This is a genomic window from Nocardioides pinisoli (assembly GCF_024199985.1).
GTDB lineage: Bacteria > Actinomycetota > Actinomycetes > Propionibacteriales > Nocardioidaceae > Nocardioides > Nocardioides pinisoli.
The window spans coordinates 30,720-57,560 of the sequence record NZ_JANARS010000005.1; the positions used below are offsets into that span (position 1 = coordinate 30,720).

Annotated in this window: 21 protein-coding genes and 1 riboswitch; of the genes, 8 read left to right on the plus strand and 13 right to left on the minus strand. The window is 73.6% G+C overall.

From position 1 onward, the window contains the following. The first annotated feature begins 6 nt into the window (after window positions 1–6). The 3 genes from NCI01_RS11900 to NCI01_RS11910 are packed head-to-tail and all read left to right on the plus strand — an operon-like array spanning window position 7 to window position 2,661. Window positions 7–570: a PadR family transcriptional regulator gene (locus NCI01_RS11900; protein ID WP_254181706.1), complete on the plus strand. Its 564-nt coding sequence runs from the start codon at window positions 7–9 to the stop codon at window positions 568–570. A gap of 13 nt (window positions 571–583) precedes the next feature. Continuing rightward, window positions 584–1,504, plus strand: coding sequence for an EamA family transporter (locus tag NCI01_RS11905; protein WP_254181707.1), 921 nt, complete (start codon window positions 584–586; stop codon window positions 1,502–1,504). Continuing rightward, complete coding sequence (locus NCI01_RS11910; RefSeq protein WP_254181708.1) at window positions 1,501–2,661, plus strand: PQQ-dependent sugar dehydrogenase; 1,161 nt, start codon at window positions 1,501–1,503, stop codon at window positions 2,659–2,661. The genes NCI01_RS11905 and NCI01_RS11910 overlap by 4 nt, the downstream gene beginning before the upstream one ends. A 4-nt stretch (window positions 2,662–2,665) precedes the next feature. On the opposite strand, the gene NCI01_RS11915 is transcribed toward NCI01_RS11910, so the two are convergent. From NCI01_RS11915 to gatC, 9 genes are all read right to left on the minus strand, one after another. After that, window positions 2,666–3,502, minus strand: coding sequence for an ECF transporter S component (locus NCI01_RS11915; RefSeq protein ID WP_254181709.1), 837 nt, complete (start codon window positions 3,500–3,502; stop codon window positions 2,666–2,668). Next, the gene (locus NCI01_RS11920; RefSeq protein WP_254181710.1) at window positions 3,499–5,118 is read right to left on the minus strand and encodes an ABC transporter ATP-binding protein; all 1,620 of its coding nucleotides are present in this window, start codon (window positions 5,116–5,118) and stop codon (window positions 3,499–3,501) included. Before NCI01_RS11920 ends, NCI01_RS11915 begins: the two co-directional genes overlap by 4 nt. After that, a complete protein-coding gene (locus NCI01_RS11925; RefSeq protein WP_254181711.1) occupies window positions 5,115–6,215 on the minus strand; it encodes an energy-coupling factor transporter transmembrane component T in 1,101 nt (366 codons plus the stop codon). The genes NCI01_RS11920 and NCI01_RS11925 overlap by 4 nt, the downstream gene beginning before the upstream one ends. 6 nt (window positions 6,216–6,221) lie before the next feature. After that, window positions 6,222–7,409 (minus strand): hypothetical protein, encoded by a 1,188-nt coding sequence (locus NCI01_RS11930; protein ID WP_254181712.1) that lies wholly within the window; start codon window positions 7,407–7,409, stop codon window positions 6,222–6,224. Next, on the minus strand, window positions 7,406–9,346 hold the full coding sequence (locus tag NCI01_RS11935) for a prenyltransferase/squalene oxidase repeat-containing protein (protein ID WP_254181713.1): 1,941 nt from the start codon (window positions 9,344–9,346) through the stop codon (window positions 7,406–7,408). The genes NCI01_RS11930 and NCI01_RS11935 overlap by 4 nt, the downstream gene beginning before the upstream one ends. A gap of 76 nt (window positions 9,347–9,422) precedes the next feature. Then, window positions 9,423–9,561, minus strand: a riboswitch (cobalamin riboswitch). Between the two features lie 98 nt (window positions 9,562–9,659). Beyond that, a complete protein-coding gene (locus tag NCI01_RS11940; RefSeq protein ID WP_254181714.1) occupies window positions 9,660–11,069 on the minus strand; it encodes a prenyltransferase/squalene oxidase repeat-containing protein in 1,410 nt (469 codons plus the stop codon). Window positions 11,070–11,193: 124 nt separating this feature from the next. Then, window positions 11,194–12,714, minus strand: a complete 1,521-nt coding sequence (gene gatB, locus NCI01_RS11945) for an Asp-tRNA(Asn)/Glu-tRNA(Gln) amidotransferase subunit GatB (RefSeq protein WP_254181715.1) — start codon at window positions 12,712–12,714, stop codon at window positions 11,194–11,196. Further along, window positions 12,714–14,240: an Asp-tRNA(Asn)/Glu-tRNA(Gln) amidotransferase subunit GatA gene (gene gatA / locus NCI01_RS11950; RefSeq protein ID WP_254181716.1), complete on the minus strand. Its 1,527-nt coding sequence runs from the start codon at window positions 14,238–14,240 to the stop codon at window positions 12,714–12,716. The genes gatB and gatA overlap by 1 nt, the downstream gene beginning before the upstream one ends. Next, a complete protein-coding gene (gatC, locus tag NCI01_RS11955) occupies window positions 14,240–14,539 on the minus strand; it encodes an Asp-tRNA(Asn)/Glu-tRNA(Gln) amidotransferase subunit GatC (RefSeq protein ID WP_254181717.1) in 300 nt (99 codons plus the stop codon). Before gatC ends, gatA begins: the two co-directional genes overlap by 1 nt. Window positions 14,540–14,709: 170 nt before the next feature. Here gatC and NCI01_RS11960 point away from each other — a divergent pair, with 170 nt between their 5' ends. From NCI01_RS11960 to NCI01_RS11970, 3 genes are read left to right on the plus strand one after another with little or no spacing between them, the layout of a single operon-like run. After that, window positions 14,710–16,296 (plus strand): N,N-dimethylformamidase beta subunit family domain-containing protein, encoded by a 1,587-nt coding sequence (locus NCI01_RS11960; protein ID WP_254181718.1) that lies wholly within the window; start codon window positions 14,710–14,712, stop codon window positions 16,294–16,296. A 34-nt stretch (window positions 16,297–16,330) separates the two neighbouring features. Beyond that, complete coding sequence (locus NCI01_RS11965; protein WP_254181719.1) at window positions 16,331–16,945, plus strand: hypothetical protein; 615 nt, start codon at window positions 16,331–16,333, stop codon at window positions 16,943–16,945. Continuing rightward, window positions 16,942–17,850 carry an LCP family protein gene (locus NCI01_RS11970; protein WP_254181720.1) on the plus strand — a complete coding sequence of 303 codons (909 nt, stop codon included), beginning with the start codon at window positions 16,942–16,944 and terminating at the stop codon, window positions 17,848–17,850. The genes NCI01_RS11965 and NCI01_RS11970 overlap by 4 nt, the downstream gene beginning before the upstream one ends. Before the next feature lie 19 nt (window positions 17,851–17,869). On the opposite strand, the gene NCI01_RS11975 is transcribed toward NCI01_RS11970, so the two are convergent. The 4 genes from NCI01_RS11975 to ligA are packed head-to-tail and all read right to left on the minus strand — an operon-like array spanning window position 17,870 to window position 24,293. Beyond that, window positions 17,870–18,514 (minus strand): response regulator, encoded by a 645-nt coding sequence (locus NCI01_RS11975; protein WP_254181721.1) that lies wholly within the window; start codon window positions 18,512–18,514, stop codon window positions 17,870–17,872. Between the two features lie 37 nt (window positions 18,515–18,551). After that, entirely contained in the window at window positions 18,552–20,792 is a 2,241-nt protein-coding gene (locus NCI01_RS11980) for a sensor histidine kinase (RefSeq protein ID WP_254181722.1), read from the minus strand. A 58-nt stretch (window positions 20,793–20,850) separates the two neighbouring features. Continuing rightward, window positions 20,851–22,095 (minus strand): calcium-binding protein, encoded by a 1,245-nt coding sequence (locus tag NCI01_RS11985; RefSeq protein WP_254181723.1) that lies wholly within the window; start codon window positions 22,093–22,095, stop codon window positions 20,851–20,853. 53 nt (window positions 22,096–22,148) lie between these two features. Next, complete coding sequence (gene ligA, locus NCI01_RS11990; RefSeq protein WP_254181724.1) at window positions 22,149–24,293, minus strand: NAD-dependent DNA ligase LigA; 2,145 nt, start codon at window positions 24,291–24,293, stop codon at window positions 22,149–22,151. Between the two features lie 180 nt (window positions 24,294–24,473). On the opposite strand from ligA, the gene NCI01_RS11995 reads away from it, so the two are divergent. Next, window positions 24,474–25,082 carry a TetR/AcrR family transcriptional regulator gene (locus NCI01_RS11995; protein WP_254181725.1) on the plus strand — a complete coding sequence of 203 codons (609 nt, stop codon included), beginning with the start codon at window positions 24,474–24,476 and terminating at the stop codon, window positions 25,080–25,082. Between the two features lie 76 nt (window positions 25,083–25,158). Beyond that, window positions 25,159–26,778, plus strand: coding sequence for an MFS transporter (locus NCI01_RS12000; RefSeq protein ID WP_254181726.1), 1,620 nt, complete (start codon window positions 25,159–25,161; stop codon window positions 26,776–26,778). Window positions 26,779–26,841 lie beyond the last annotated feature (63 nt).

The window sequence follows — 26,841 nt, forward strand, 5'->3', positions numbered from 1 at the left end:
AGGGCCATGAGTCAAGACGTCCCGGTGACGGGCTACGCGATCCTCGGCCTCCTCACGTTCGGCGACGAGCTGACGGGGTACGAGGTCAAGCAGCGCGCCGACGTCACGCTGCGCTTCTACTGGGTCTCGCCGGCCATGAGCCAGATCTACACCGAGCTGCGGCGCCTCACCGGCCTCGGACTCGTCCGGGCAGACGCCCGCCCGGACGGCGGCCGCGAGGTGACGACGTACGCCATCACCGACGCCGGGCAGCAGGCGCTCCGGGACTGGATGGACCAGACGCCGGCGGGCTTCCCCGTCCTCAAGCACACCGTGCTGCTGCGGCTGCTGATCGGCCACGCGAGCGAGCCCGAGCAGACCCGGCGGATGCTGCTCGACTACCTCGACGAGCTCGAGCGCGCCCGCACCGACCTCGCCGAGGTCCGCGAGGCGCTCCGCGGCGCGGACCGGCCGGGAGAACCCTTCCGGTTCCCCTCGCTGGTCGCCGACTGGGGGCTCGACTATTTCGCCGCCGAGGGGCGTCACGCCCGCCGGGCACTGGACAGCCTCGAGGACGGCGAACCGGGCTGAATAGGCTTGCCCGGTGACCCAGCGACCGAGCCAGACCCTGCTCGGCCCCGTCGGCCTCGTCCTCGTCGGGATCCTGTCGGTCCAGCTCGGCGCCGCGATCGCGAAGGGCCTGTTCGGCGAGATCTCCCCCACCGCGATGGTGTGGCTGCGGCTGGTGACCAGTGCGCTCGTGCTCGCGGTGATCGCGCGGCCGCGGTTCAGCGGCCGCACGCGACGCGACTGGCTCGTCGTGCTCGCCTTCGGCGCCAGCCTCGCCACGATGAACTGGGCGATCTACCAGTCCTTCTCCCGCATCCCGCTCGGCATCGCGGTGACGATCGAGTTCATCGGCCCGCTCACCCTGGCAGTCATCGGCTCCCGGCGCGTCCGCGACCTCCTGTGGGTGCTGCTGGCGGGCATCGGGGTCGCCCTCCTCGGCTTCCAGCGCACGGGGCTCGACCTGGTCGGTGTCGCCTACGCCCTCCTCGCCGGCGCGGCCTGGGCGGCCTACATCCTGCTCAGCGCGAGCACCGGCCGGCGGTGGGCCGGTTTCGACGGGCTGGCGGTGGCGAGCATCGTGGCCGCGGCCGGGATGACGCTGCCGGCGCTGCTGTCGGCGGGTACGTCGCTGTGGGACGGCCGGGTGCTGCTGATCGGCGCGCTGGTGGGGCTGCTCAGCTCGGTCATCCCCTACAGCTGTGAGCTCGTCGCGCTGCGCAGCCTGCGTCCTGCGGTCTTCGGGATCCTGATGAGCCTCGAACCGGCCGCCGCCGCGCTCGCCGCCATCGTCGTGCTCCAGGAGCACCTGTCCCCGCTGCAGTGGCTCGCCATCGCCTGCGTCGTGGCCGCCTCGATCGGCGCGACGCGCTCCGGGGCGAGCACCGGCGGGCCGCCCGGTCCGCGCGGTCCGCGCGGCGAGGAGCGTTCGGCGGCACCCGGCACACTGGCCACATGAGATCGCGACTGGCCCTCGGCACGCTGGTCCTCTCGCTGGGAGCGGCCTCGGGCTGCTCGAGCCCCGACGCCGAGCCGATCCCCCGGGTCACCCAGCCCACCGACCTGCCGAGCCAGCCGACGCCCAGCGACGGTGAGGAAGATCCGGAGACGGATTCCGAGACGGAGCCCGGCTCCCCCGGACGCGGCGGACCGCCCGAGGTGGCCGACACCCTCGTCGAGGGCCTCGAGGTGCCGTGGGGCGTGGACTTCCTCCCCGACGGCGCAGCCGTGGTCACCGAGCGCATCTCCGGACGCGTCGTCCGCGTCGGCGACGACGGCCGGGTGACCCCGTTGGGAACCGTCTCCGGCGCGGTCCCGCAGGGCGAGGCGGGCCTCCTCGGCGTCGCCGTCTCCCCCGCCTTCGACACCGACCGGACCCTCTACCTCTACCTGACCACCGGCACCGACAACCGGGTGGTCCGCGCCGAGCTCGACGGCACGCGGCTGGGTCGCACGACGGTCGTCCTCGACGGCATCCCGGCGGGCTTCATCCACGACGGCGGGCGGATCGCCTTCGGTCCGGACGGCCACCTCTACGTCACGACCGGCGAGACCGGTGACCCCGAGCTGGCCCAGGACCCGCAGAGCCTGGCCGGCAAGATCCTCCGCATCACGACCGACGGTCGGCCCGCACCCGGCAACCCCGACCCCGACTCCCCCGTCTGGTCGCTCGGCCACCGCAACGTGCAGGGCCTGGCCTGGGACGACGAGGGACGCCTGTGGGCCTCGGAGTTCGGCGACTCCGAGTGGGACGAGCTCAACCTGGTCGAGAAGGGCGGCAACTACGGCTGGCCGCGGGTCGAGGGCGCCGGCGGGGACGCGTCGTACGTCGACCCCCAGCTGGTCTGGCCCGTCGACCAGGCCTCCCCGAGCGGGCTGGCCTTCGCCGACGGGCACCTGTGGATGGCCGGGCTGCGCGGTCAGCGGCTGTGGCGCATCGCGGTGTCCGCCGACGGCACGGCGTCGAGGCCCAAGGCGTTCTTCACCGAGGAGTACGGGCGGCTGCGCACCGTCGCCACCGCGCCCGACGGGCTGCTCTGGCTGACGACGTCCAACCGCGACGGGCGTGGCGAGCCGGTGCCCGCCGACGACCGCATCCTCCGCGTCCGGCCCTGACGGATCAGCCCGGACGTACGACGGCCCGGCGCGCCGCTCGGCGGAGCGTGGTGAGGATCGCCGGCCCGAGCACCACGATGGCGACGCCGGTGGTGATCGCCCGCCCGGTGTCCCAGCCGCCGGTCGAGGTCAGGAGCGTGTAGATGAGGAAGCGGTGCGCGTTCTCCAGCACCGGCGCTCCGGCCACGTAGGCCAGCGAGCCCTCGTGGCCCGGCACCACGATGCCGAGCGTGAAGGGCCAGAAGCTGAGGTTCATCAGCAGCCCGTAGAGGTAGGAGGCGACGACCGCGTAGGCGACGAGCATCGCGATCTCGGCGCGGCCGCCGACCCGGCGGGGCAGCAGGCCCGCACCCATGCCGACCCAGGCCGCGCAGATCATCTGGAACGGCAGCCACGGCCCCACGCCCGCGGTGAGCAGCGCCGAGGCGAACAGCGACGTGCAGCCCAGCGCGAAGCCGAACCCGGCGCCGAAGACCCGCCCGCCCAGGACCAGCAGGAAGAACACCATCTCGATGCCCGCCGTCCCGGCGCCGAGCCCGCGCATCACCGCGTTGATCGCGGACAGGACGCCGAGCACGGCCAGCACGCGCGAGTCCATGCCGCCCTCGCCCATCTCGGCGAGCACGACCACCATGACGAGCGGGAGCAGCGCGAGGAAGATGAAGGGCGGCTCGACCCGCTCACCGGGCTGCGCCGCGAGCAGGAGCGGCCAGCACAGCATCATCAGGCCCGCGAGGGAGGCGAGGACCAGCACCGCGGCCGTGCGCGGGCCGATCGGGAGGGCGACCGGCGGTGCCGGCGTCCGGGTGCGGGCGCTCCGGGTGCGTTCGAGGATGCTCATGCGCGTCGCTCCTCGACGCGTGCGCGCATCGCCGCGGCGACCTCCTCGACGACCAGCCACGGCGGCCCGAGGACCTTGGTGACCTGCGGGGCGAAGGACGGCGACTCCGCGAGCACGCGGCGCGGCGCCCCGCTGGACACGACCTCGCCCTCGGCCATCACGACGACCTCGTCGGCGACGTGGGCGGCGAACTCGACGTCGTGCGTGGCCAGGAGCACGGCGTGGTGGTCGGCGGCGAGGTCGGCGACGATGCGCGCCAGCTCCGCCTTGCCGGCGTAGTCGAGACCGCGGGTGGGCTCGTCGAGGAGCACCACCGGCGGCCGGGCGGCGAGCACGATCGACAGCGCCAGGGCGAGTCGCTGGCCCTCGGACAGGTCGCGCGGGTGCATGGTCTCGTCGATGCCGGGGGCGAGCCGGTCGAGCAGGCCGCGGCAGGTGCCGGGCTCCGCCTCGGCGCCGGTGTCGGCGGCCGCGCACTCCTCGGCGACGGTCTCCAGGTAGAGCAGGTCGGCGGCCGTCTGCGGCACCAGGCCCACGCGCGTACGCCGTCGGGCCGGCGCGAGGTCGGCCGGGTCGTCGCCGGCGACGTGGACCGTCCCCGAGCGACGCTTCCCGGAGCCCTGGAGCGACCAGATGAGGCTGGACTTGCCCGAGCCGTTGCGGCCCATGAGCACGGTGACGCGTCCCGCCGACAGGGTGAGGTCGACCTCGCGCACGGCGACGTGCGACCCGTGCACCACCGTCACCTTGCGGGCGACGAGCAGCGGCTCGGCCGTGGGAGGCGGCGTCGGCTCGGGCTCGACGAGGTCGGGCAGCGAACGGGCCCGCCGGCGCGCGTCGCGCACGGTCAGGGGCAGCGGGGCCCAGTCGGCGAGGCGGCCGAGCTCGACGAGCGGCGGGGCCACCGGCGAGTCGAGGAGGATCGTGTGCGGGTCGTCGACCCGGATGTCCCCGTCGCCGGTCACCAGGCAGATCCGGTCGGCGAACGGCACCACCCGCTCGAGCCGGTGCTCGGCGAGGAGCACCGTCAGGCCGAGGTCGTGGACCAGCCGCGTGATCGTCGCGAGCACGTCCTCGGCCGCCGTCGGGTCGAGGGCCGACGTGGGCTCGTCCAGGACGAGCACGCGCGGGTGGGTGGTGAGCACCGCCCCGATCGCGACCCGCTGCTGCTGGCCGCCGGAGAGGGTGCGCAGGTCACGCGCGCGGAGGTCGGCGATGCCGAGCAGGTCGAGGGTCTCCTCCACCCGGCGCCGCATGGTCTCCGGCGCGGTGCCGAGCTGCTCCATGCCGTAGGCCAGCTCCTCCTCGACCGTGTCGGCGACGAAACCGGCGAGCGGGTCCTGCCCGACGTAGCCGACGAGGTGGGCGCGCTCACGCGGTGGCTGGTGGACGATGCTCCGCCCGTCGAGCAGGACGTCACCAGTGAGGACCCCACCGGTGAAGCGCGGGACGAGGCCGGTGACGACCCCCAGCAGCGTGGACTTGCCGACACCCGTTCGCCCCGAGACGAGCACGAGCTCGCCCTCCTCGAGGGCGAGGTCCACCCCGCGCAGCACCTGGTCCCGGTCGTAGCGGAAGCCGATGTCGCGCAGCTCGATGACGGCGTGGCCGCTCATGCGGTCACCTCCTGCCGGACGGGGGCGCTGGCGGGCACCGGCGTGGCGATCGCGGGGAGCGTGCCGAGCACGCCGCACGCGAGGGCGAGCGGGGACAGGAACGGGACGACGTCCACGCCCGGGTAGGCGACGACGAGCTGGGTGTGGGCGACGTACCAGCCCAGCACGGCGACCGCGACGCCCACGCCGACCGTGAACAGCTCGGCGCCGCGCCACGCGTCGGGCCGGTAGCGGGTGCGCTGCACCCGTCGCCCGGCGCTGACGAGCCCGAGGACCGCCACCGAGACGCCCACGCCGAGCATCGGCAGCGCGAGCACCTGCGGAGCCGTCGGGTCGAGCCAGGCGTACGTCCCGACGCAGATCCCGGTGAGGGCGAGGAGCAGCAGCGAGCCGGTCACCCACCGCTCCCGGAGGGTCGCGCCGCCGGAGCGACCGTAGCCGCGGGTGTCCATGCCGGCGGCCAGGGCGAGGGACCGTTCGAGCGCGTCCTCGAGGACGGGCACCAGGAACCGCCGGAGCCGCGCGACGCCGGTCGTCGCGCCGCCGCGCAGGGCCTGGGCGGCGCGGACGCGCCGGGCGCTCTCGGCGAGCTGCGGGAAGATCGTCACCGCCACCACGAGCGCGGTGCCGATCTCGTAGAGCGCCGGAGGCACGGAGGCGAGCAGGCGCTTGGGGTTGGCGAGCGAGTTCGCCGCACCGACGCAGAGGATGATCGCGGCGAGCCGGAGCCCGTCGTAGAGACCCGCCAGCAGGGCCTCGCTGGTCACCGGGCCGAGGAGCCGGATGCCGGCCGCCCAGTCGGGCAGCGGGATCTCGGGCAGGTCGAGCAGCACGTGCCCGACCTCCTGGCCGCCGAAGACGATCCGGAACACCACCCGGAGGACCACGGTGAACGCGGCCAGGTAGACGTAGAGCCGGAACGACCGGCCGAAGGGATGACCGGACCGACGTGCCATCACCACCACCGTCGCCGACCCCATGTAGAGGAGCAGCAGCAGCGGGTTGGTGGTGAGCGAGGCCGCGGTGGCCAGCCCGATCGCCCAGGACCACCAGGCGAGCGGGTGCAGGTCACGCGGCAGGGCCGCCGGTCCGGTCACGGCGCGTCAGACCCCCCGTCTGCGACGCGCCAGGACCGCGCTGCCCGCGATGGCGACCACGAGCAGCCCGAGCACGCCCCAGGTGAGGGCGGCCGGCACGCGGGCGGGACTCTCCGCCTGCGGGTCGGCCGCCTCGGAGGAGGCGCTCGGCTCCGAGTCCGCAGCGGACTCGGAGGCGGTGCCGGAGGGGTCGCCCCCGGCGCTCGAGGGTGAGTCGCTGGGCGACTCACTGCTGTCGGAGCCCTTGCGGGACTTCTTCCCGGGCCCCTTCCCGGCGCTCCCGCCGTCCCGGTCGGCACCGGCCCCGCCGGGGCCGGCACTGCGCCGTGAGTCTCCAGGAGACTCAGCGTCCACTGGCGCCTCGGAGGGCTCGGCGGACGCCGACGCGGACGCGGACGCGGAGGGCGACGACGACGGGCCGGCCGACGGGCTGGAGCCCGAACCACCAGAGCCACCCGAACCACCCGAACCACCCGAACCACCCGAGCCACCCGAGGGTGACGAGGGGCTGCTGGGCTGGGTGCCCCCGCCGGACCCGCTGCCCGACCCGCTGCCCGACCCGCTGCCCGACCCGCTGTCGGACCCGGTGCCGGACCCGGATCCGCTGCCCGATCCGCTGCCGCCCGAGCTGGGCGACGCGGTCGGGGACGTGGTCTGCGACGGGGACGACGTCGGCGTGGGCGTCGGCGACGAGGTGGTGGTCGTCTTCGTCACCGGCGGGGCGACGCCGGGCGGCACGCTCGTGCTCGCCGTGCGGTCCTGCTGCCACGCCCAGCCGACCGAGCCGCCGGCCGGGACGGTGAGCGAGCCGACGCCGTAGGACGAGTAGGTCCACGACGCCTTAGACCCGTCGGCCCACCACAGGCCCCAGTAGGCGTTGGCCGGGGACGTGTTGACGCAGGGGTCGCTGGTGGGGACACCGTTGACGCGGCAGACGAACCCGGGTTGCCGGGTCGCGTAGCTGATCTCGACCCCGACCGAGGCGAAGATCGCCGCGGCGCTCTTGCCGCCGCCGTCGGCCGCGCACGCGGTGACGGCGCTGCCGCCGAGCTCGCGGTAGTCGACGACGACGCTGACGCCGCCCGAGGACGCGCACGTGGCGGCGCTGGCCGCCGGGGCCGACCCGAGGGCGAGCCCCGGGGCGGCCACCAGCAGCAGCGCGATGAGCACACGGCGCACGGCGTGGGGCGTCATCGTGACGTCACGCTCGTCGAGCCGGAGCGCAGTGCCGGGAACTGGCCCACGGCCCGGACCCGGACCTTGGCCCGGCCGTCCGGCAGCGCCACCCGGGCGATGAAGCGGCCCTTCGCGTTGGCACGGCCCTTGGCGATCGTCCGACCGCCCACGAGCAGGCGCACCTTCTCCCCGTCGGCGAGGCGGCGCACCAGCACACGCGTGCGGGGGCCGTCGGCGGCCAGCGCGGAGACCTTGAGCGTGCGCTTGCCGAGCACGCGGGTCCGGCCGCTCACCTCGCCGTCCGCGCCGACGAGCACGTAGGCCGCGGTGGTCGTGGCCTTCGGGAGGGTGACCATGCGGGTCAGCGCGCCGTCCGAGGCCGCCACCACGGTGGTGTCCGCGACGCCGGGCCCGCGGAGCACGAAGCGGGCACCGGGGACCGCCCCCAGCACCTCGAGGGCGACCCTGCTGCCGGCCGCGCGGAAGCCTCCGGGAGCCACGAGCCGGACGCCGGCGACGGAGCCGCGAGCGGCATCGGGCTGGGCCGGCTGGGGCTGGGCCGGCTGGGGCTGGGCCGTCTGGGCCGGCTGCGCCGCCGGTCGCACGTCCACCGTGTGCGTCGCCGCGCCGTCGCGACCCGTGAGGGTGTACGTCGCGGGGCCGGCCACGGCAGGCAGGGTGACGGTGGCGTCGAGGACGCGGTCGGCGCCGACGACGACGGTGCGGCTGCCGGCGATGCCGGGACCGGTGAGGCAGAAGCGGTCACCCAAGGCGCCGCCGGTGGCGGTGAGGGTCGCGGTGGCCCCGGGCGCGCTGCCGGTGGAGGTGACGGTGAGCGACGAGGCAGACCCTCGGACGCTCGCCAGGCCGGCGACGGCCTGGACGGTGGCCCGGCGCCACTGGTCGCGGGTCTCCACCGTGATGCCTGAGGTGCGAGCCGCCGCCAGGGTGTCCGCGGAGTAGGGAAGGGCGCCCTCCTCCCCGGCCAGCGGGGAGCCTGCGGGCTCCGCACCGACCTGGAGGGAGGAGACCCACTCGGCGGCTCGTCCTGCTTCCTCGCACCTCCCGGTCGTCGCGAGCGCGGTCGCGGCGAGACCGGTGCTGTTGGTGTTGGGGTCGGGGGTGAAGTCGCTGCCGACGAAGGAGCCGTCGGCACGCTGCGTCGACGCCAGCCAGTCGACCGCCTTCGCGATCGCCGTGTCGACCTGCTGCGAACGTGCCGGGATCTTCGCGAGCTGGGAGACGACCAGCGCCGTGGTGTCGGTGTCGATGCCGTCACGGCCGTCTGCGCAGCCCTGGTCGGGGGCGCTGGGGTCGGAGTTGAAGAAGATCCGGAAGAAGCCGGCCGAGCACTGCTGCTTCAGCAGGAAGTCGGTGACGTCCGCCGCGCGCGGCGAGCCGGCGACCGCGAGGCCCCGGGCCGCGAAGGCCTGCCCGAAGGAGTTGGCGTAGTCGGCCCCGCCGAGCCGGTCGGCGAGCCGACCGCGGCTGGGTCCGGACGTGGTGACGCGGTCCTCGACCTGTGCGACCAGGTCGTAGCCGCCGTAGGCCCTGGGGTTGGCGCCCGACACCTGGGCGAAGACGAGCACCTTGGCGAGCGAGCCGGAGTAGAGGTTGTCGGGCGAGCCGTAGTCGACGTCGCTGACGTAGCTGTCCACCCGCGAGGCCATCGCCTGGCGGATCTGGCGGACCAGCGCCTGGTCGCCGCCGACCTCGTCCATGCTGATGCCGATGTCGACGGTCAGGCCGTAGTCGTCGAAGTCGTACTGGTCGTTGTGGATGACACCGTTGGTGAGCTGGGTGGCGAGCCACCCGGTGCCGGCGCGTGCGGAGCCGGTGGCCGGTGCGTCCGGCGCGGCCTGGGCCGCGGGTGCGAGCAGGGGTTGGGCCAACGCTGTGGCGGCGACCGTGAGAGCGAGGCCCGACAGGGCGGTCCTCGGCGCGGAGAGCTTCATGGTTCCTTCCCTCGCTGCGACAACGAGGGAAGCGGCATGCACCGGCTCGCCCTCGCTGCATTCCTCGACAGCGATGGTGATAAGACGCGTCGAGGCGGGTGTTCCGGCTCGCACGGGATCGCTCCCGTGCCCACGGTTGCGGGTCAGCGCCGGCTTCAGACCGGCTTTCCCCAGCTCGGGCGTGTGTGGTGCCGACCCGGTCGGGTGCGGCTCGGGCAGCCTACGCCCAGACCTGCCCGGGACGCACTCCGGCCCGGCGTCTCGAGACGCCGGGCCGCAGTGGTGGTGCTGGTGGATCGGATGGAGCAGTGGGTCAGTTGCGGACCCGGATCCAGGTACGCGCCTCGTCGTCAGAGGTCTTCACGAGACCCACACGGCGCTGGTTGCCGGTCGGCAGGAGGAGCTTGCGCACGATCTTGGTGCCCTTCGTCTTGCCCTTGACGCGGCGGAAGTCACCCTTGACCTGCATGCACGCGCTCTCGCCGGGCGCCAGACCGTAGACCCGGAACTGGACGCGCTCACCGGCGCGAGCCTGGTCGCGTACCGACTCGATGCGGAACCTGTCCTTGCTCGCCGGGGCGAACTGCAGGCCGAGGATCGCCTGGGCCGTGGCGCGGCGCCACTCGTCGCGCCCGTCGGCAGGGATGCCGCCGGCCTTGGCTGCCTTGGACCGGTCCTTGCGGAAAGCGACGGCGCCGGTGTCCTTGGTCAGCGCGGTGCGGCACTTGTACTTGTCGACCGGCTGGTTCTTGCGCACCCACAGGCCCGCCTTGAGGGCCTCCTCGTCCTGCTTCAGCAGGCCCATGGCGTAGCCGCCGAGCGCCGTCGTGTTGGTGTTGATCTGCGCATCCGCTCCGGAGCTGCGGATCGCACCGCTGTTGCGCTGGCGGTCGGCGAGCCACGCTCCGGCCTTGGCGAGCGCGTCCTTGACGACCTGGCTGGTGTCACGCGACTCGATCAGGTTGATCACCGCGAGCGCGGTCGCGTCCGGGTCGGCCTCGCTGCCGGCCTCACCCTCGGTGCACGACTGGTTGGGCACGTTGGCCTTCGCGAAGTTGAGCCGGAAATAGCCCGAGGCGCACTGCTGCTTGAGCAGGAAGTCGCGGGCGGCGACCGCCTCCGTGGATCCGGCGCGCGCCAGGGCACGCACGGCGTAGGACTGCCCGATCACGTTGGCGTAGTTGCCGGACTCCGACTTGTCGAAGATCCGCCCCGCGAACGCTGCGGCCTGCGGCTCCGCGGCCGGGTCGGCCGGCACGTCGGCCGTGCGCTCCTCGAGGCGCGTGATCAGGTTGGTCCCGTTGTAGTCGATCGGGTTCTCCCCGGCCGCACGGGAGAACGCGGCCGCCTTGCCGAGCGGTCCGGCGTAGGACTCCTTCGTCCCGTCGCCGACGTACTCGTTCACGCGCGGCTCGAAGGCGGCGTTGATCGCGGCGACGCCAGCCTCGTGTCCCGGCACGCTCGCCAGGCCGAGACCGGTGTCCAGGGTGAGACCGAAGTCGGGTTTGCCGGACGTGACCATGAGCCCGTTCGTGAGCTCGCCGGTGATCCAGTCGGCGGCGATGGTCGAGGGCGTGCTGTCGGTGTTCACGGCGGCCTTGGCGGCGCGCAGGGCCGGGGACGGCTCCGCGGAGGCCGGAGGGGCGGTGAGTACGCCGACCCCCAGGGCCGCGGTCGACAGGGCGACGGCGGCCGTGCGGATGGGACGGATGCGATGGTGCATGACTTCCTTCCCGCTCGCCGAGGTCGTCACGACCGCATTCAGCGGCCGAACCACTCCCCCGATGGTGCGAGCGTTTTGGTTGGCGATGTGACCAGTGGGACTCGCCAGCACACTAACAAGTTGTCTAGACCGCGAGTTTTTCCAGGATCAGCTCGCGCACCCGGCCGGCGTCGGCCTGGCCACGCATCTCCTTCATCACCGCGCCGATGAGGGCGCCGGCCGCGGCGACCTTGCCGTCGCGGATCTTGTCGGCGACGTCGGGGTTGGCGGCGATCGCGTTGTCCACCGCGGCGCCGAGGGCTCCGTCGTCGGACACCACGGCCAGCCCGCGCTTGTCGACCACCTCGTCGGGCGTGCCCTCGCCCGCGAGGACGCCCTCGAAGACCTGGCGGGCGAGCTTGTCGTTGACGACCTTCTCGTCGACCAGCGCCTGGATGCGGGCGACCTGGGCAGGGGTGATGGGAAGGTCGACGAGGTCGACCCCGTCCTCGTTGCTGCGGCGGGCCAGCTCACCGAGCCACCACTTGCGGGCGGCCTGCGGAGCAGCACCCTCGGCGATGGTCTGCTCGACCAGCCCCAGCGCCCCGGCACCGACGGTGTCGCGCATCTCCATGTCGCTGAAGCCCCACTCGGCCTGCAGCCGCGCCCTGCGGGCGGTCGGGTTCTCGGGCAGCGTGCCGCGCAGCTCCTCGACCCACTCGCGGCTCGGGGCGACGGGGACCAGGTCGGGCTCGGGGAAATAGCGGTAGTCCTCGGCGTCGGACTTCTCACGGCCACTGGTGGTCATGCCGGTGTCCTCGTGCCAGTGCCGGGTCTCCTGGAGGATCGACCCGCCACCGCTGAGGATCGCGGCGTGGCGCTGCATCTCGTAGCGCACCGCGCGCTCGACCGACCGGAACGAGTTGACGTTCTTGGTCTCCGTGCGGGTGCCGAGCGTGCCGCTGCCCTTGGGCGACAGCGAGAGGTTGACGTCGGCGCGCAGGTTGCCCTGGTCCATCCGAGCCTCCGAGACGCCGAGCGCGACGATGAGCTCCCGCAGCTGGGCGACGTAGGCCTTGGCCACCTCGGGCGCCCTCTCCCCCGCGCCGAGGATGGGACGGGTGACGATCTCGATGAGCGGGATGCCGGCCCGGTTGTAGTCGACCAGCGAGTAGTCGGCGCCGTGGATGCGGCCGGTGGACCCGCCGACGTGCAGCGACTTGCCGGTGTCCTCCTCCATGTGGGCGCGCTCGATCTCGACGCGGAAGGTCTCGTCCTCACCGCCCTCGGTCGGCACCGTGACGTCCATCCAGCCGTCGAAGCAGATCGGCTCGTCGTACTGCGAGGTCTGGAAGTTCTTCGGCATGTCCGGGTAGAAGTAGTTCTTCCGGGCGAACCGGCACCACTCGGCGATGTCGCAGTTCAGCGCGAGGCCGATGCGGATCGCGGACTCGACCGCCTTGCCGTTGACCACGGGCATCGCGCCGGGCAGGCCGAGGCACGTCGGGCACACGCCGGCGTTGGGCTCGCCGCCGAAGACGGCCGGGCAGCCGCAGAACATCTTCGAGGCCGTGTTGAGCTCGACGTGCACCTCGAGGCCGAGGGCCGGGTCGTAGGCCGCCAGCACGTCGTCGAAGGGCATCAGGGTCGTGTCGGTCGCAGTCATCACTCGGTCTCCAGTCGGGGGGCGCGGTCGAGCAGCGGGCCGCCCCACTGGTCGGCGTACAACGCCTCGAGAGCGGCACCGACGCGGTAGACCCGGTCGTCGGCCAGCGCCGGCGCGAGCACCTGGAAGCCGCTGGGCAGGCCGTCCTCCTCGGCGAGGCCGTTGGGGACCGAGATCCCGGGCACGCCGGCGAGGTTGGCGGGGATGGTGGCGAGGTCGTTGAGGTACATCGCCATCGGGTCGTCGAGCTTCTCCCCCAGGCGGAACGCCGTGGTGGGGGCCGTCGGCGACACGAGCACGTCCACGTCGGCGAAGGCGGCGTCGAAGTCGCGGCTGATGAGCGTGCGGATCTTCTGCGCCTGCCCGTAGTAGGCGTCGTAGTAGCCGCTCGACAGGGCGTAGGTGCCGAGGATGATGCGACGCTTGACCTCGTCGCCGAAGCCCGCGTCGCGGGTGGCCCGCATGACCTCCTCGGCGCTGGGGTTGCCCTCCGGCGTCACGCGGAGGCCGAAGCGCATCGCGTCGAACTTCGCGAGGTTGCTCGACGCCTCGGCCGGGAGGATCAGGTAGTAGGTGGCGAGGGCGTGCACGAAGGAGGGGCACGACACCTCCACGACCTCGGCGCCGGCCTTGACCAGCAGGTCGACCGACTCCTGGAAGCGCGCCATCACGCCCGCCTGCCAGCCCTCGCCGGCGAGCTCGGTGATGACGCCGACCTTCACGCCGCTCATGTCGCCCGAGGCGCCGGCCCTCGCCGCCTCGGTGAAGGACGGCCAGTCCTGCTGGATGGAGGTGGAGTCGCGCGGGTCGTGGCCGCCGATGACGTCGTGCAGCATCGCCGCGTCGAGGACGGTCCGGGTGACGGGTCCGGCCTGGTCGAGGCTGTTGGCCAGCGCCACCAGGCCGTAGCGCGAGACGCCGCCGTAGGTCGGCTTCACGCCGACCGTGCCGGTCACCGCGCCGGGCTGGCGGATCGAGCCGCCGGTGTCGGTGCCGATGGCGAGGGGGGCCTCGAAGGCGGCCACGGCGGCAGCCGAGCCGCCACCGGACCCGCCCGGGATGCGGTCGAGGTCCCACGGGTTGCGGGTCGGGCCGTAGGCGGAGTGCTCGGTCGAGGAGCCCATCGCGAACTCGTCCATGTTGGTCTTGCCGAGGATGGGCAGGCCGGCCTCGCGCAGCCGCGCGACGACGGTCGCGTCGTAGGGCGGGACCCAGCCCTCGAGGATCTTCGAGCCGCACGTGGTGGGCAGACCGCGGGTGGTCAGCACGTCCTTCACCGCGATCGGTACGCCGTCGAGCGGGCCACGTGCCTCGCCGCGGGCCCTGCGGGCGTCGGAGTCGGCGGCGTCGGCGAGGGCGCCGTCACGGTCGACGTGCAGGAAGGCGTGCACACCGCGTCCATCAGGTCGGGTGTCCACGGCGTCGATGCGGTCGAGGTGGGCCTCGGTGAGCTCGACGGAGGTGATCTCGCCGGCAGACAGCTGCGCGGCCAGGTCCGCCGCGGTGCTGCGCGTGATGTCGCTCATCAGGCCTCCTCGCCCAGGATCCGCGGGACGGAGAAGCGCTGGTCCTCCACGGCGGGCGCTCCGGACAGCGCCTCCTCGGCCGTCAGGCTCGGCACGACGACGTCCTCGCGGAAGACGTTGGTCAGGGGCAGGGCGTGCGAGGTGGGCGGGACGTCGTCGCCCGCGACCCCGTTGATGGAGGCCACCGACTCCAGGATGACGCTCAGCTGGGGCGCCAGGTGGTCGAGCTCGGCGTCGGAGAGGTCGATGCGGGCGAGCATGGCCAGGTGGGCCACCTCGTCCCGGGAAATCTCGGGCATGGGGTTGATCCTAGGTCCCCGCCCCCGCCGCACCCGCCCCCGGTCGGGACCGTGGTCCGCACCGTCCCGGCCGCCCGGGATCGCGGCCCCATGCGTCGGGATGCGCCCGCGCACGAGCGTCGTGGTCACGGCGTCGGGACCCTCCGCCGCCACGGGCCGAGGAGACGGCGATGCGGGCAGGACGGACGACGGTGGTCGGGGTGCTGGTGACGGTCCTGGTGCTGGTCATGGGGCTGGCGACCGGGTGCGGGGCCGCCGAGCGCGTCGGCAAGGACGGCGGGGGCGACGTCGGGGTCGCGATCGGCCTGCCGCGGGCCCAGGCGGACCGGGCGGCGACGGAGCCGCCGGAGCCCGAGCCCGCTCCCGAGCCCCGCGGCACCGAGGACTGGCGGGTGAGCCGGCCGTCATTCCGGGGCGAGGTCGCGGCCTACACCACGCAGTCGAGCGGCGTGCCGGGCACCCGGGTGGGGCTGAAGGTCTCCACGACCGAGGGCGGCTGGGAGGCGGCGGCGTTCCGGATCGGGTCCTACGAGGGCGGCACCGGCGCGTTCGTGTGGGAGTCCGGCTTCCGGCGCGGCCGCCGCCAGCCGGCGCCCCGCTGGGCGTCGTACGAGCGGCGCACGGTGGTCGCGCCCTGGGAGCGCGACCTCACGGTCGACACCTCGACGTGGGCGCCCGGCTTCTACGTCTTCCGGCTGCGCACCGACACCGGCTGGGAGACGCAGGTGCCCTACGTCGTCACCTCGGAGTCGGCGAGGGGGACCGTCGCGCTGGTCGCGCCCGTCACCACCTGGCAGGCCTACAACGAATGGGGCGGCTACAGCCTCTACGCCGGCGCCAACGGCGACACCCCGAGCCACGCCGTGAGCTTCGACCGGCCCTACAACGGGGCGACCGGGGCCAACGACTACCGCACCGCGGCCATCCCGGTCGTCGTGCGCGCCGAGCGGACCGGCGTCCCGCTGTCCTACTTCACCAACGTCGACCTCCACACCGACCCGTCCGCCCTCGACGGCGCCCGCGGCTACGTCTCGATGGGCCACGACGAGTACTGGACCAACACCATGCGCGACGCGGTCCTCGGCGCCCGCGACGCCGGCACCAACCTGGCCTTCCTGGGCGCCAACACCATGTACTGGCGGATCCGGCTCGAGCCGGGGGCCGACGGCCCCGCCCGGGTCGTCGTCGGCTACCGCCACTCCGCCCACCTCGACCCGCTCTACGCGCAGGGCTCGGTCGACGCCACGGCCCTGTTCCGCGAGCCGCCCGTGCCCCGACCCGAGCACGACCTGGTGGGCATGCAGTACGAGTGCTACCCGGTGGACACCGACTACGTCGTCGCCAGCCCGGACTGGTGGGGCTTCCGCGGCACGGGCGTGCGCCGCGGGACGCACGTCCACGGCCTCGTCGGACCGGAGGCCGACCGCGTCTACCCCGACGCCCGCCTGCCGCGGCCGCTGCAGGTGCTCAGCCACTCGCCGTACTCGTGCCGGGGCGTCACCACCACCACGCAGTCGGTCTACTACACGACCGGCTCCGGAGCCGGCGTCTTCGCCGCCGGCACGCTGCGCTGGGGCTGCGCGATCGTCGACCGGTGCGAGCGCCCCCTCGGCACGGCGACGCTGGAGTTCACCCGGACGGTGACCGACACCCTCGTCTCGGAGTTCGCCCGCGGCCCGGTCGGCAGGCGGCACCCGGCGCGGGACAACGTGGCGGACTTCGACCTCTCCCCCGTCAACACGGTCCCGGCGAGCTGAGACACGGCAGGCTGCGTCGGCCATGATGAGCGGCATGGGCCACACGTGTCGCGTCGGGTGGACCGCGCGCGTCGGCGTCGCGGTCGCGGTGGCGGCGCTCGTCGCCGGGTGCTCGACGGGCGACCGGCCCGACGACGACCGCACGCCGTCGGCCGAGTCCGCCGCGCTGCGGGTGCAGACGGTCACCGGGGCCGAGCGCCTCGACGAGGCGACCCGCACCGAGATCGAGCAGGCCGTCGGTGACGTCCTCTCCGACTACGTGGTGGAGGCGTTCCTCGGGGACTTCCCGCGACAGGAGTTCGTCCGGGCCTTCGAGTCCTTCACCAGCGTGGCCGCGCGCAAGGCCACCCGCGACATCGACCTGCTCACCGCGGCGACGGTGCGCGACGCCACTGCCGTGCGCGCGACCGAGCTCGACGCCAGGCTCTCGTTCCTCGACCGGGCCGGCGTGGTGCACGGCGGGACCGCCGCGGTCCACTTCACCTTCGAGGCCACGATGGAGGACGGCTCGACGCGTCCATTGGCGCTCGACGGACGCTTCCTGCTCGAGGCCGTCGCCGAGGACGAGTGGTCGATCTTCGGCTACGACGTCACCTTCGACGACGGCGACCAGTCGCCCGCCGAGGCCGAGTCGGGGAGCGCGTCATGAGGTGGCTCCGACGCACGACCGCCCGCCTGGCGCTCCTCGCCGGCGTCGTGCTCGCCGTGCCGTCCGGCTCCGTGCACCCGACGACCATCAGCCTGACGACGATCGGCACCGCCAAGGCGGTCGACGCGGGCGACGGCGTCGTCTGGGTCCTCGCCCTCGGCTCCGAGGCCGCCGGGGACGACGTGACGGCGGGCCTGACGGACGCGATCCAGCTCGTCGGGGTGAACCTCGACACCGGCCGGGCCGTCGCCATCGGCCTCCCCCGTGACCTCTACGTCGAGCTGAGCGACGGCCGGGCCCGCCTCAACACCGCCCTGCGCGACGAAGGGCCCGAGGGGGTCGCGCGCGAGGTCGACGACCTGCTCGGGATCGTGCCCGACGTCGTGCTGGTGACCGGGTTCGAGGGGTTCTTGTCGATGATGGGCGCCGTCGGCGACGTCCGCGTCGACTCGCCGCTGGCCTTCACCACCGAGGACGGCGACGTGCGGGTCCGCCGGGGACGCAACACCTTCGGGGCCGACGAGGCGCTCTCCTACGCCCGCACCCGCGACACGCTCCCGGGTGGCAGCGACTTCGAGCGCGTGGCCAACCACCAGCGGCTGCTCCTGGCGACGCTCGAGCGGCTGCGGGACGCCGAGGACCAGGAGGGCTTCATGGAGGAGGTCGCGCTCGCCGCGCTCGGCGGCCTGCAGACCGACATGTCGCCCACGGAGGTCTACCGGCTCGTCCAGGCGCTGACCACGGTCGACCCGGCTCGCACCGACGGCTGCATCATCACCGGCACGTTCGGCACCGAGGACGGCGCGTCCGTCGTCTACCCCGACGTCGCCCAGGCGCGTGCCGTCGGCGACGACGCCCGGACCGACGCACGGCTCCAGGGCGGCTGTCGCGACGGGTCGGGCTGACCTACCCCCCCGGCGCCGCTCAGCCCATCCCGGCCTCGCGCGCCTTCACGATCGCCTGCGCCCGGTGGGCCACCTGCAGCTTGGTGAAGATGTTGCTGGCGTGGTTGCGCACGGTCTTGATCGACAGGCCCAGCTGGCGGGCGATCTCGCCGTTCTCCTTGCCCTCGGCGATGAGCCCCAGCACCACGCGCTCCCGCTCGGTGAGGTCGGGGAACGCGTCGGCGACCGGCCGGCTGCGGGCGCCCGCGAAGTAGGCCATCACGCGGTCAGCGATGCCGGGCCCGAAGATCACCTCGCCGGCGCCCACCGCCTGCACCGCCCGGGTGATCTCGCCGCGGCGCGCGCCCTTGAGGAGGTAGCCGCGTGCCCCGGCGCGCACGGCCGCGAACACCGACTCCTCGTCCTCCATCATCGTGAGCACGAGCACCCCGATGTGGGGCGACGAGGCGACGATCTGCGCCGTCGCGTCGACGCCGTTGACCCGCGGCATGTGCAGGTCCATCAGCACCACGTCGGGCTGGAGGTCGAGGGCCAGGGCGATCGCCATGGCGCCGTCGGAGGCCGTCCCGACCACCTCCACGTCGGGCGTGGCGGCCAGCAACGCCTCCAACCCGCGCCGGAACTCCTCGTGGTCGTCGGCGATCAGGACCCGGTAGCCGTCCATCGCTCCTCCTTGCTCGCGCGGGGACTCGTCGTCCCCGTCATCCCTGGTCGAGCGGCAGCCGGACCCGGACCACGGTGCCGCCGCCGGGGCGGTCCCCCGCCTCGAAGGTGCCGCCGAGCTCCTCGGCCCGCTCCCGCATCGAGGACAGGCCTACACCCGGACGGCGGTCCTCAGCCAGCCCCGCACCCGTGTCGGACACCTCGATGCGGAGGTCCCCGTCGTCCCGCGAGAGGCGTACGACGCACCGGTCGGCGCCGCTGTGCCGCTGTGCGTTGGTCACCGCCTCGACGACGATGCGGTAGGCCGCGACCTCCACCGCCGCCGTGAGCGGCTCGATGTCGTCGTCGGCCTCCACCGTCCACGGCACCGTGCCCGTCCCGCTGCCGTGCTCCGCCGCCCGGTGGCGCAGCGCCGAGACCAGGCCCAGCTGGTCGAGCGCAGGAGGACGCAGGCCCTCCACCAGCCGGCGTACCTCGCCGATGCCCTCGCGGGCCTGGTCGGCGAGCCGCCCGACGAGGTCGGCCGCCTGACCGGGGTCGTCCTCGATCAGGTCGGTGGCCGTCTCGAGGCGCATCGCGAGCGAGGCGAGCGAGGGCCCGAGCCCGTCGTGCAGGTCGCGCCTGAGCCGGCGACGCTCCTCCTCCCGGGCGGCGACGAGCCGCTGGCGGGACACCTGCAGCTCGCGGTTGGCCGTGACCGCCTGCACGAGGGCGCCCACCTGGGTCCCCACGTCCTCGAGCAGCCTCCGGTCGCCGGGGCCGAAGGGGTCGTGACCGGCATCGACCTCCAGCCGTAGGTGACCCACGGTCGTGCCGCCGACGGACAGGTCGACGGTCGCGGGCGTGCCGGCCGGGGTGCCGATGGCGGCGGCGACCGGGCCCGAGGTCGGCGTGGCGAGGACGTCGACGGCCGCGAAGGACAGGTGGAGGCGGCGCGCGAGCAGCTCGAGGGCCTCACGCAGGGCGTCCTCGGGCGCGGTCAGCGCGTCGAGCCGGCGCAGGTCGGAGACCACCCGGTGCGGGAACTCCCGGTCGCCGTAGACCATCCGGCGCACGGTGCGCTGCACCGCGACGGCCGCCGGAAGCAGGAGCAGCGCCAGCAGGCCGCCGGCCAGCATCGAGCCGACGGAGATGTCCGCTGCGGCGTCGACGGCGCGCACCATGCCGACGAAGGCGGCGCCGATGACGAGCAGCACGAGCGCCTGGACGAGCCCGCGCCGGACCCTCGGCTCGATCTCGCCGAGGTGGTAGTGCCCGGTGGCGGCCGCGACGCAGGCCAGGGCGAGCCCTCCGCCCAGCAGGACGAGGAGGTCCTCGCGCACCAACGGCTCGCCGGTCAGCAGGGCGGGCACCGGACCGAGGACCAGCCACGCGGCGACCCCGGCGCCGACGCCGAGGAGCGCGAGCCGGGTCGCGAGGACGTCGGTCCGGTGTCGTGCCCCCGTGTAGGCGAGGGTCGCGACCACGAGCAGGGCCGGGACAGCGGCCCAGAGGGCGGGCGCCCAGACGGTCGCCGCGAGCGACAGGCGCTCGAGGGCCGGGTCGGCGCCGCCGAGGCGCACCGCCAGCCAGACGGCATAGCCGAGCAGGGGCGCCGCGAGCAGCACGAGCATCACCCACCGGCCACCGGCACCCAGTCGCGTCAGGAGCGCCACCGAGAGCAGGAGCGCCACCAGCCCGAGCGCGGCCATCGCCTCCCCGACCACCTGGGGCCAGACGCCACGGGCGCCGGCGAGGTCGATGACGCCCAGCCCCAGCGGGGTCGAGGTGATCGCGGCCGGCAGCAGCGCGACCGCCGCCAGGAACGCCCGGGCGGAGGCGGCCGCCGGCCGGGCCCAGAAGACCAGCGACCCCAGCACGAGCAGCAGGCCGGGCAGGAGCACCACGTGCGGGGCGCTCTCCACGGCCGCGGCGAGCGGGTAGCGGTGCAGCGTGACGTCGACCTGCTGGATCAGGTCGAGGCCGGCACCGCTGCGGCGTACCTCGTAGCGGACGACGTCGCCCACCTCGCGTCGTACGCCGCCCCCGTCGCCGTCGCCGAACCAGTCGGCCGGCGGCCGTCCGTCGACGGCCTGCACCTCGTCGCCCGGCCGGAGCGGGGTGTCCCCGTAGGTCGTCGCGACGCGGACGGTGTCGTCCCAGCGCGCGCCCGCCGACGGCAGGAGCCTCGAGGAGAGGCTGGTGCCGTCGGACGGCCCGGCCAGCAGCGCGAGGACGGTCCAGCAGACCGGCACCGCCCAGGCCACTGCGAGCACGAGCAGCCTGCTGGTGCGCGCCATGGAGGCATCGTGCCCCCGTGCGAGGCCGCGGGGGAAGCAGACGCGCTGGGTCGGGCGCTCAGCAGCTGGAGCGCTTCTCGGCCGCCTTGCAGGTGTCGTTGCCGCCGCGGCCGCGGGCGATGTCGAAGCCACGTCCGCCGTCGAGGCGGTCGGGCTGCCGGGAGCCGGTCATCACGTCGGCCCCGCCGCGGCCGTAGATCAGCGCGCGGTAGTCGGGGTGGGCGGTGATGACCTCGGAGTCGTTGCTGCCCTTGAAGATCGACAGCGTCCGGGCCGGCAGCACGACGTCGCTGAAGCCGTTGATCTTCCCCTCGATGGTGAAGGGGAGGTCGCGGACCGTGGTCCTCCCCGTTTGGTCGATGCGCAGGGTGGGCTTGATCGCCGGGTTGGAGTTGGGCAGCAGCCGGAGCTTGTCCTGGCCGCCGTGGCCGCGAGCCGAGAAGCCGGACTCGGCGGGGATGGGGAAGGTCACGGTGTCGACGCCGCTGCCGCCGCGGAGCTCTTGGTGGAGCTCGGAGGTCGAGGTGAGCACGTCGGCGCCGCTGCCCCCGACGAAGGTGTCGGAGCCGAGGGTCCCGGACAGGGCGTCGTCGCCCGCGTCACCGTAGAGCCGGTCGTTGCCGACGGCGCCCGAGGCATCGGCGACCACCGTGTCGTCGCCACCCCGTCCGAAGACGGTGTCGTCGCCGCCGCGCGCGGCGACGACGTCGGCGGAGTTGGTGCCCTTGACCGTGTCGCCGAAGGGTGACCCGACCAGACGGATGCCGCCGTTGAAGCCGGTGACGGTGTCGTTGCCGTCGGCGGCGATCGGGACGGTCGCGGCAGCGCCGAAGTCGACCACGACCGGGGCGACCGCGTTGACGTAGGTGACGCCGTCGAGCAGGACCGCGGTGCCCTCGCTGGCGGGGCGCGCGTCGAAGCCCAGGTCGATGGTGTCGTCGCCGGCGCCACCCGAGAGGGTGTCGCCCTTCTTGACGACCCGGCCGAACTGGTCGAGCCGCACCAGGTCGGTCTCGCCGTAGAGGCGGTCGTCGCCCTCACCACCGAGGATCGTGTCGGCGCCGTCACCGCCGCAGATGACGTCGTTGCCGCCGAGACCGCGGATGGTGTCGTTGCCGCCACGAGCGACCACCACGTCGCGCCGCGGCGTGCCCGTGAGGGCGTTGGCGCGGTCGTCGCCCACGATGGTGGCCCTCAGCCCGGCGCAGCTCGGAGCGGCGTGGGCGGTCGGTGCGACCGCGAGGGGTGCCGCGAGACCGGCCGTCGCGACGACGGCGGGCACGAGGTGACGGACGAGGCGCATGCTGACTCCCGGGATCGGTTCGTTCCCGGTCTTGTGACCCGTGACGGCCCGTCTCAAACCTCCAGCGCGTCGGGCCCCTTCTCCAGCAGCAGCGTGAACTGGTCCTCGTCGAGCACCGGCACCCCGAGCTGCTCGGCCTTGTCGGCCTTGGACCCGGCGTTGTCCCCGACCACCACGTAGTCGGTCTTCTTCGACACCGACCCCGACGCCTTGCCGCCGCGGCTGATGATCGCCTCCTTCACCGAGTCGCGGGTGTAGTGCTGGAGGGACCCGGTGGCCACGATCGTGAGGCCCTCGAGCGTGCGCGGGACGGACTCGTCCCGCTCGTCGGCCATGCGTACGCCGGCGGCCGCCCACTTGCGCACGATCTCGTTGTGCCAGTCGGCCTCCGGTCCGTCGAACCACTCGCGCACCGAGGCGGCGATCGTGGGCCCGACGCCCTCGGTCCCGGCCAGCTCCTCCTCGGAGGCGTCGCGGATCGCCGCCATCGACCCGAGCTCGGTGGCGAGGGCACGGGCGGCGGTGGGGCCGACGTGGCGGATGGACAGCGCGACCACGACCCGCCACAGCGGGACGTCGAGCCGGGTGGCGAGGTTGTCGAGCAGCCGCTGGCCGTTGGCCGAGAGCTGCGGGCCCTCCTCCCCCTTCTTCGGGGCGCGGGTGAACAGCTGGGTGCGGACCAGCTTGTCGGCGGTGAGGTCGAAGATGTCGCCCTCGTCCTCCATCACGCCGGCGTCGAGGAGCGCGTGGGCCGCCTCCGAGCCGAGCCCCTCGATGTCGAAGGCACCGCGACCGGCCACGTGGAAGACGCGGTCGAGGAGCTGTGCCGGGCACTTGCGGTGGTTGGGGCAGCGGAGGTCCTTGTCGCCCTCCTTCTGCTGCACGAGCTCGGTGCCGCAGGAGGGGCAGTGGGTGGGCATCACCCACTCGGCGAGGCCCTCGGGACGCAGGGCGAGCACGGGCCCGAGGATCTCGGGGATGACGTCGCCCGCCTTGCGCAGGATGACGGTGTCACCCGGCCGCACGTCCTTGCGCCGGACCTCGTGGGCGTTGTGCAGGGTGGCACGCTCGACGGTGGACCCGGCCACCTTGGTGGGCTCCATGACGCCGAAGGGGGTCACCCGGCCCGTGCGCCCGGTGTTGACCTCGATCGAGAGCAGCAGCGTGTTGACCTCCTCCGGGGGGTACTTGTAGGCGATGGCCCAGCGCGGTGCTCGGCTCGTCGAGCCCAGGCGTCGCTGCAGGGACACGTCGTCCACCTTGACCACGAGCCCGTCGATCTCGTGCTCAACGATGGTGTGCCGGTGCTCCCCCACGTGCTCGATCCAGGCCTCCACCTCCGCGAGCGTCGGCAGCACCCTGACCTGGTCGGAGGTCGGCAGTCCCCACGCGCGCAGGGCGTCGTACGCCGTGCTCTGCGAGGTCGGCTCGAAGCCCTCGCGCGCGCCGATGCCGTGGCAGACCATGCCGAGGTCACGCGTCGCGGTGACGCGCGGGTCCTTCTGGCGCAGCGAGCCCGCCGCGGCGTTGCGGGGGTTGGCGAACATCGGCCGGCCGGCGTCGGCCATGGAGGCGTTGAGCCGCTCGAAGGCATGCGTCGGCAGGAACACCTCGCCACGGACCTCGAGCAGCGCCGGCACCGGGTGCTCGTCGGTCGCGGTCAGCCGGTGCGGCACCGAGGCGATGGTCCGCACGTTGGGCGTCACGTCCTCGCCGGTGCGCCCGTCGCCGCGGGTCAGCGCGCGCAGGAGGCGGCCGTCCTCGTAGAGCAGGTTGATCGCGAGGCCGTCGACCTTGAGCTCGCACAGCAGGGCGGGCGACTCGATGCCCTCGCGCAGGATGCGCGCGTGCCACGCGCCGAGCTCCTCGAAGGTGAAGGCGTTGTCGAGGCTCTCCATCCGCTGGAGGTGGTCGACAGCGGTGAACTCGGTGGACACCGCCCCGCCGACCTTCTGCGTGGGCGAATCGGGGGTGCGCAGCTCGGGGAACCGCTCCTCCAGTGACTCGAGCTCGCGCAGCCGCAGGTCGAACTCGGCGTCGGACAGCGTCGGGTCGTCGAGGACGTAGTAGCGCCAGCGCGCGTCGTCCACCTGCTCGCTGAGCTCCTGGTGACGCTCGCGCGCCTCGGGCGGGGCAGACGCCACGGACGCCGCCGGGGCGTCGGTGGCCTCGAGGTCGGGCTGCTCGGACGTGCTCATGGGCACAGTCTGCCGGTGAGCTCCGACACCACGCGGGACCCGGTGGTCTGGACCGGATGAAACTCATTTGTTCCATCGGAATGGATCCGCCTAGCCTGACGTTGGCGGATACGAAACCGTTCCGTTTCATCGTCTTCCAGTTCATCGTCTTCCAGCACCACCCTGAACCGAGGAGCAGTCGTGACCCCGACCGAGACCGGCACCCGACCACGCGTGGCGGGCGAGCGCGAGCTCGAGATCCTCGACGCGACCCTCGAGGTGCTTGCCGACGTCGGCTACGACCTGCTCACCATGGACGCCGTGGCCATCCGGGCGAAGGCGTCCAAGGCCACGCTCTACCGACGGTGGCGCGGCAAGCCCGAGCTCGTCGTCGCCGCGGTCACCCAGCACCACACCACGGCAACGACGGCGCCCGACACGGGCACCCTGCGAGGCGATCTCCTCGCGGCCTACTGCGGCAGCGGAGGCATCAGCGACCCCCGGGCCCAAGCGGTCCTCGCCGCCGTCGTCACCGCGATGGGCCGCGACCCGGAGTTCGCCGAGATCTACCGCCGCGACTTCATCGGCCCCAAGATCGCCGCGTCACGGGGGATCTACGAGCGTGCCCGCGAGCGCGGGGAGGTCCACCCCGACGCGGACCTCACGATCCTCGGCCCCTCGCTCGCCGGCATCGTGCTGCACCGGGCCTTCCTCCTCGGCGAAGCCGTCACGCCCGACCTCGTGGGCCGGGTGCTCGACGAGGTGATCCTCCCGGCCGCGCTCCACGGCCCGGCGCGCCCCACCGACTGATCGACCACCACGTCCGGCGCCGCTGTCGGACCCCTCTGCTCCACTCGACCCGCACGACCATCCCGAAGGACGTCCCATGACCGACAGCACCCTCACCGCCGACGAGGTGACCCCCGAGCAGCACAAGCGGCTGCGCTGGGCGCTCGTGCTCATCTCCCTGGCGCAGCTGATGGTGGTGCTCGACAGCACCATCGCCAACATCGCCCTCCCCTACATCGGGACCGACCTGGACATCGACCAGGCCAACCTGCAGTGGATCGTCACGGGCTACGCCCTGACCTTCGGCGGCTTCCTGCTGCTCGGTGGCCGGCTCGCCGACCTCTACGGCCGTCGCCGCATCTTCATCGTCGGCGTGCTGCTGTTCGCCGTCGCCTCGCTCGTGGGCGGCTTCGCCTCCAACGAGGTCATGCTGCTCGCGGCCCGTGGCTTCCAGGGCCTCGGCGCCGCCCTGGCCTCCCCCGCGGCCCTCGCCCTGATCACCACCACCTTCCCGGCCGGCAGGGAGCGCAACCGCGCCTTCGCCGTGTACGCCGCCATGGCCGGCGTCGGCGCGGCGGTGGGCCTCATCCTCGGCGGCTGGCTGACGGGGCTCGACCCGATCCTCGGCCTCGAGGGCTGGCGCTACACCTTCCTGATCGTCGTCCCGATCGGCCTGGCCGCGGCGTTCTTCGCCCCGCGCTTCTTCGACGAGTCCGAGCGCCACTCCGGGTGGCTCGACGTCCCCGGCGCGATCACCGGCACCGGCGCCCTGCTCGCCATCGTCTACGGCCTGTCCCGCGCGGGCGACGAGCGCTACGGCTGGGACGACACCACCACCGTGGCCAGCCTCGTCGCGGGCGTGGCGCTGCTCGGTGTCTTCCTGCTCCTGGAGTCGCGCGCCGAGCACCCGCTGATGCCGTTCCGCATCTTCCGCAGCAAGAACCGTGCGGCCGCGTTCGCCGTGATGATGATCGTGCCGGCCGCGATGTTCGCGATGTTCTTCTTCCTCTCGCTGTTCATCCAGCTCGTCGTGGGCTACTCCCCACTGCAGACCGGCGTGGCGTTCCTGCCCTTCTCGATCGCGATGATCATCTCCGCCACCGCGGCCTCGCGCCTGATCAGCCACGTCGACCCGCGCTACCTCTCCGGCGTCGGCACGCTGCTGTCGGCACTCGCGCTCTACGGCTTCAGCCGGATCACGGTGCCGGAGGACCCGGCCTCCATCCTCGCCTCGCTGCCCGCGTCGATGGGCGGCCAGGGCGTGGCGCTGGGTGACGACGTCAGCTACTGGACGCAGGTGCTGCCCTTCGTCGTCCTGATGGCCCTCGGCATGGGGCTCAACTTCGTGCCGCTGACCCTCGTCGCGGTGCACCACCTGCGCGCCCAGGACACCGGCATCGGGTCCGGCGTGCTCAACACCATGCAGCAGGTGGGCGGCGCGCTCGGCCTGGCGACGCTCAGCACGGTGTCGCTGCACTTCGCGCAGACGCGGGCCGACGAGATCGCGCCCTCGATCGCGGCCGCCGCGCCCCAGCTCGACCAGGGGGCGCTGGGCCAGCTGGCCCAGCTCGGTTCCTTCACCGAGGGCGCCACGATGGCGTTCTTCGTCGGGTCGCTGATGATGCTGGCGGCCTCGGCGATCGTGTGGGTCTTCCTCGACGTCAAGCACGAGGAGCTGGCGTCGGAGTCCGCGCCCGAGGGCGTCGGGGTCCACTGAGCCACCCGCTGGGCCACCCGCTGGGCCACCCGCCCATCCAGCGCCGCCGCCGCCCCGAAGGAG

Bases quoted from the DNA above. Each gene is read 5' to 3' on its own strand.
- NCI01_RS12000 (WP_254181726.1), top strand. From the start codon at position 25,159: ATGACCGACAGCACCCTCACCGCCGACGAGGTGACCCCCGAGCAGCAC.
- NCI01_RS11940 (WP_254181714.1), bottom strand. From the start codon at position 11,069: ATGCACCATCGCATCCGTCCCATCCGCACGGCCGCCGTCGCCCTGTCG.
- NCI01_RS11965 (WP_254181719.1), top strand. From the start codon at position 16,331: ATGGGCCACACGTGTCGCGTCGGGTGGACCGCGCGCGTCGGCGTCGCG.
- gatB (WP_254181715.1), bottom strand. From the start codon at position 12,714: ATGACTGCGACCGACACGACCCTGATGCCCTTCGACGACGTGCTGGCG.
- NCI01_RS11915 (WP_254181709.1), bottom strand. From the start codon at position 3,502: ATGAGCATCCTCGAACGCACCCGGAGCGCCCGCACCCGGACGCCGGCA.
- NCI01_RS11985 (WP_254181723.1), bottom strand. From the start codon at position 22,095: ATGCGCCTCGTCCGTCACCTCGTGCCCGCCGTCGTCGCGACGGCCGGT.
- NCI01_RS11960 (WP_254181718.1), top strand. From the start codon at position 14,710: ATGCGGGCAGGACGGACGACGGTGGTCGGGGTGCTGGTGACGGTCCTG.
- NCI01_RS11920 (WP_254181710.1), bottom strand. From the start codon at position 5,118: ATGAGCGGCCACGCCGTCATCGAGCTGCGCGACATCGGCTTCCGCTAC.
- NCI01_RS11970 (WP_254181720.1), top strand. From the start codon at position 16,942: ATGAGGTGGCTCCGACGCACGACCGCCCGCCTGGCGCTCCTCGCCGGC.
- NCI01_RS11935 (WP_254181713.1), bottom strand. From the start codon at position 9,346: ATGAAGCTCTCCGCGCCGAGGACCGCCCTGTCGGGCCTCGCTCTCACG.
- gatC (WP_254181717.1), bottom strand. From the start codon at position 14,539: ATGCCCGAGATTTCCCGGGACGAGGTGGCCCACCTGGCCATGCTCGCC.
- gatA (WP_254181716.1), bottom strand. From the start codon at position 14,240: ATGAGCGACATCACGCGCAGCACCGCGGCGGACCTGGCCGCGCAGCTG.
- NCI01_RS11980 (WP_254181722.1), bottom strand. From the start codon at position 20,792: ATGGCGCGCACCAGCAGGCTGCTCGTGCTCGCAGTGGCCTGGGCGGTG.
- NCI01_RS11930 (WP_254181712.1), bottom strand. From the start codon at position 7,409: ATGACGCCCCACGCCGTGCGCCGTGTGCTCATCGCGCTGCTGCTGGTG.
- NCI01_RS11900 (WP_254181706.1), top strand. From the start codon at position 7: ATGAGTCAAGACGTCCCGGTGACGGGCTACGCGATCCTCGGCCTCCTC.
- NCI01_RS11910 (WP_254181708.1), top strand. From the start codon at position 1,501: ATGAGATCGCGACTGGCCCTCGGCACGCTGGTCCTCTCGCTGGGAGCG.
- ligA (WP_254181724.1), bottom strand. From the start codon at position 24,293: ATGAGCACGTCCGAGCAGCCCGACCTCGAGGCCACCGACGCCCCGGCG.
- NCI01_RS11975 (WP_254181721.1), bottom strand. From the start codon at position 18,514: ATGGACGGCTACCGGGTCCTGATCGCCGACGACCACGAGGAGTTCCGG.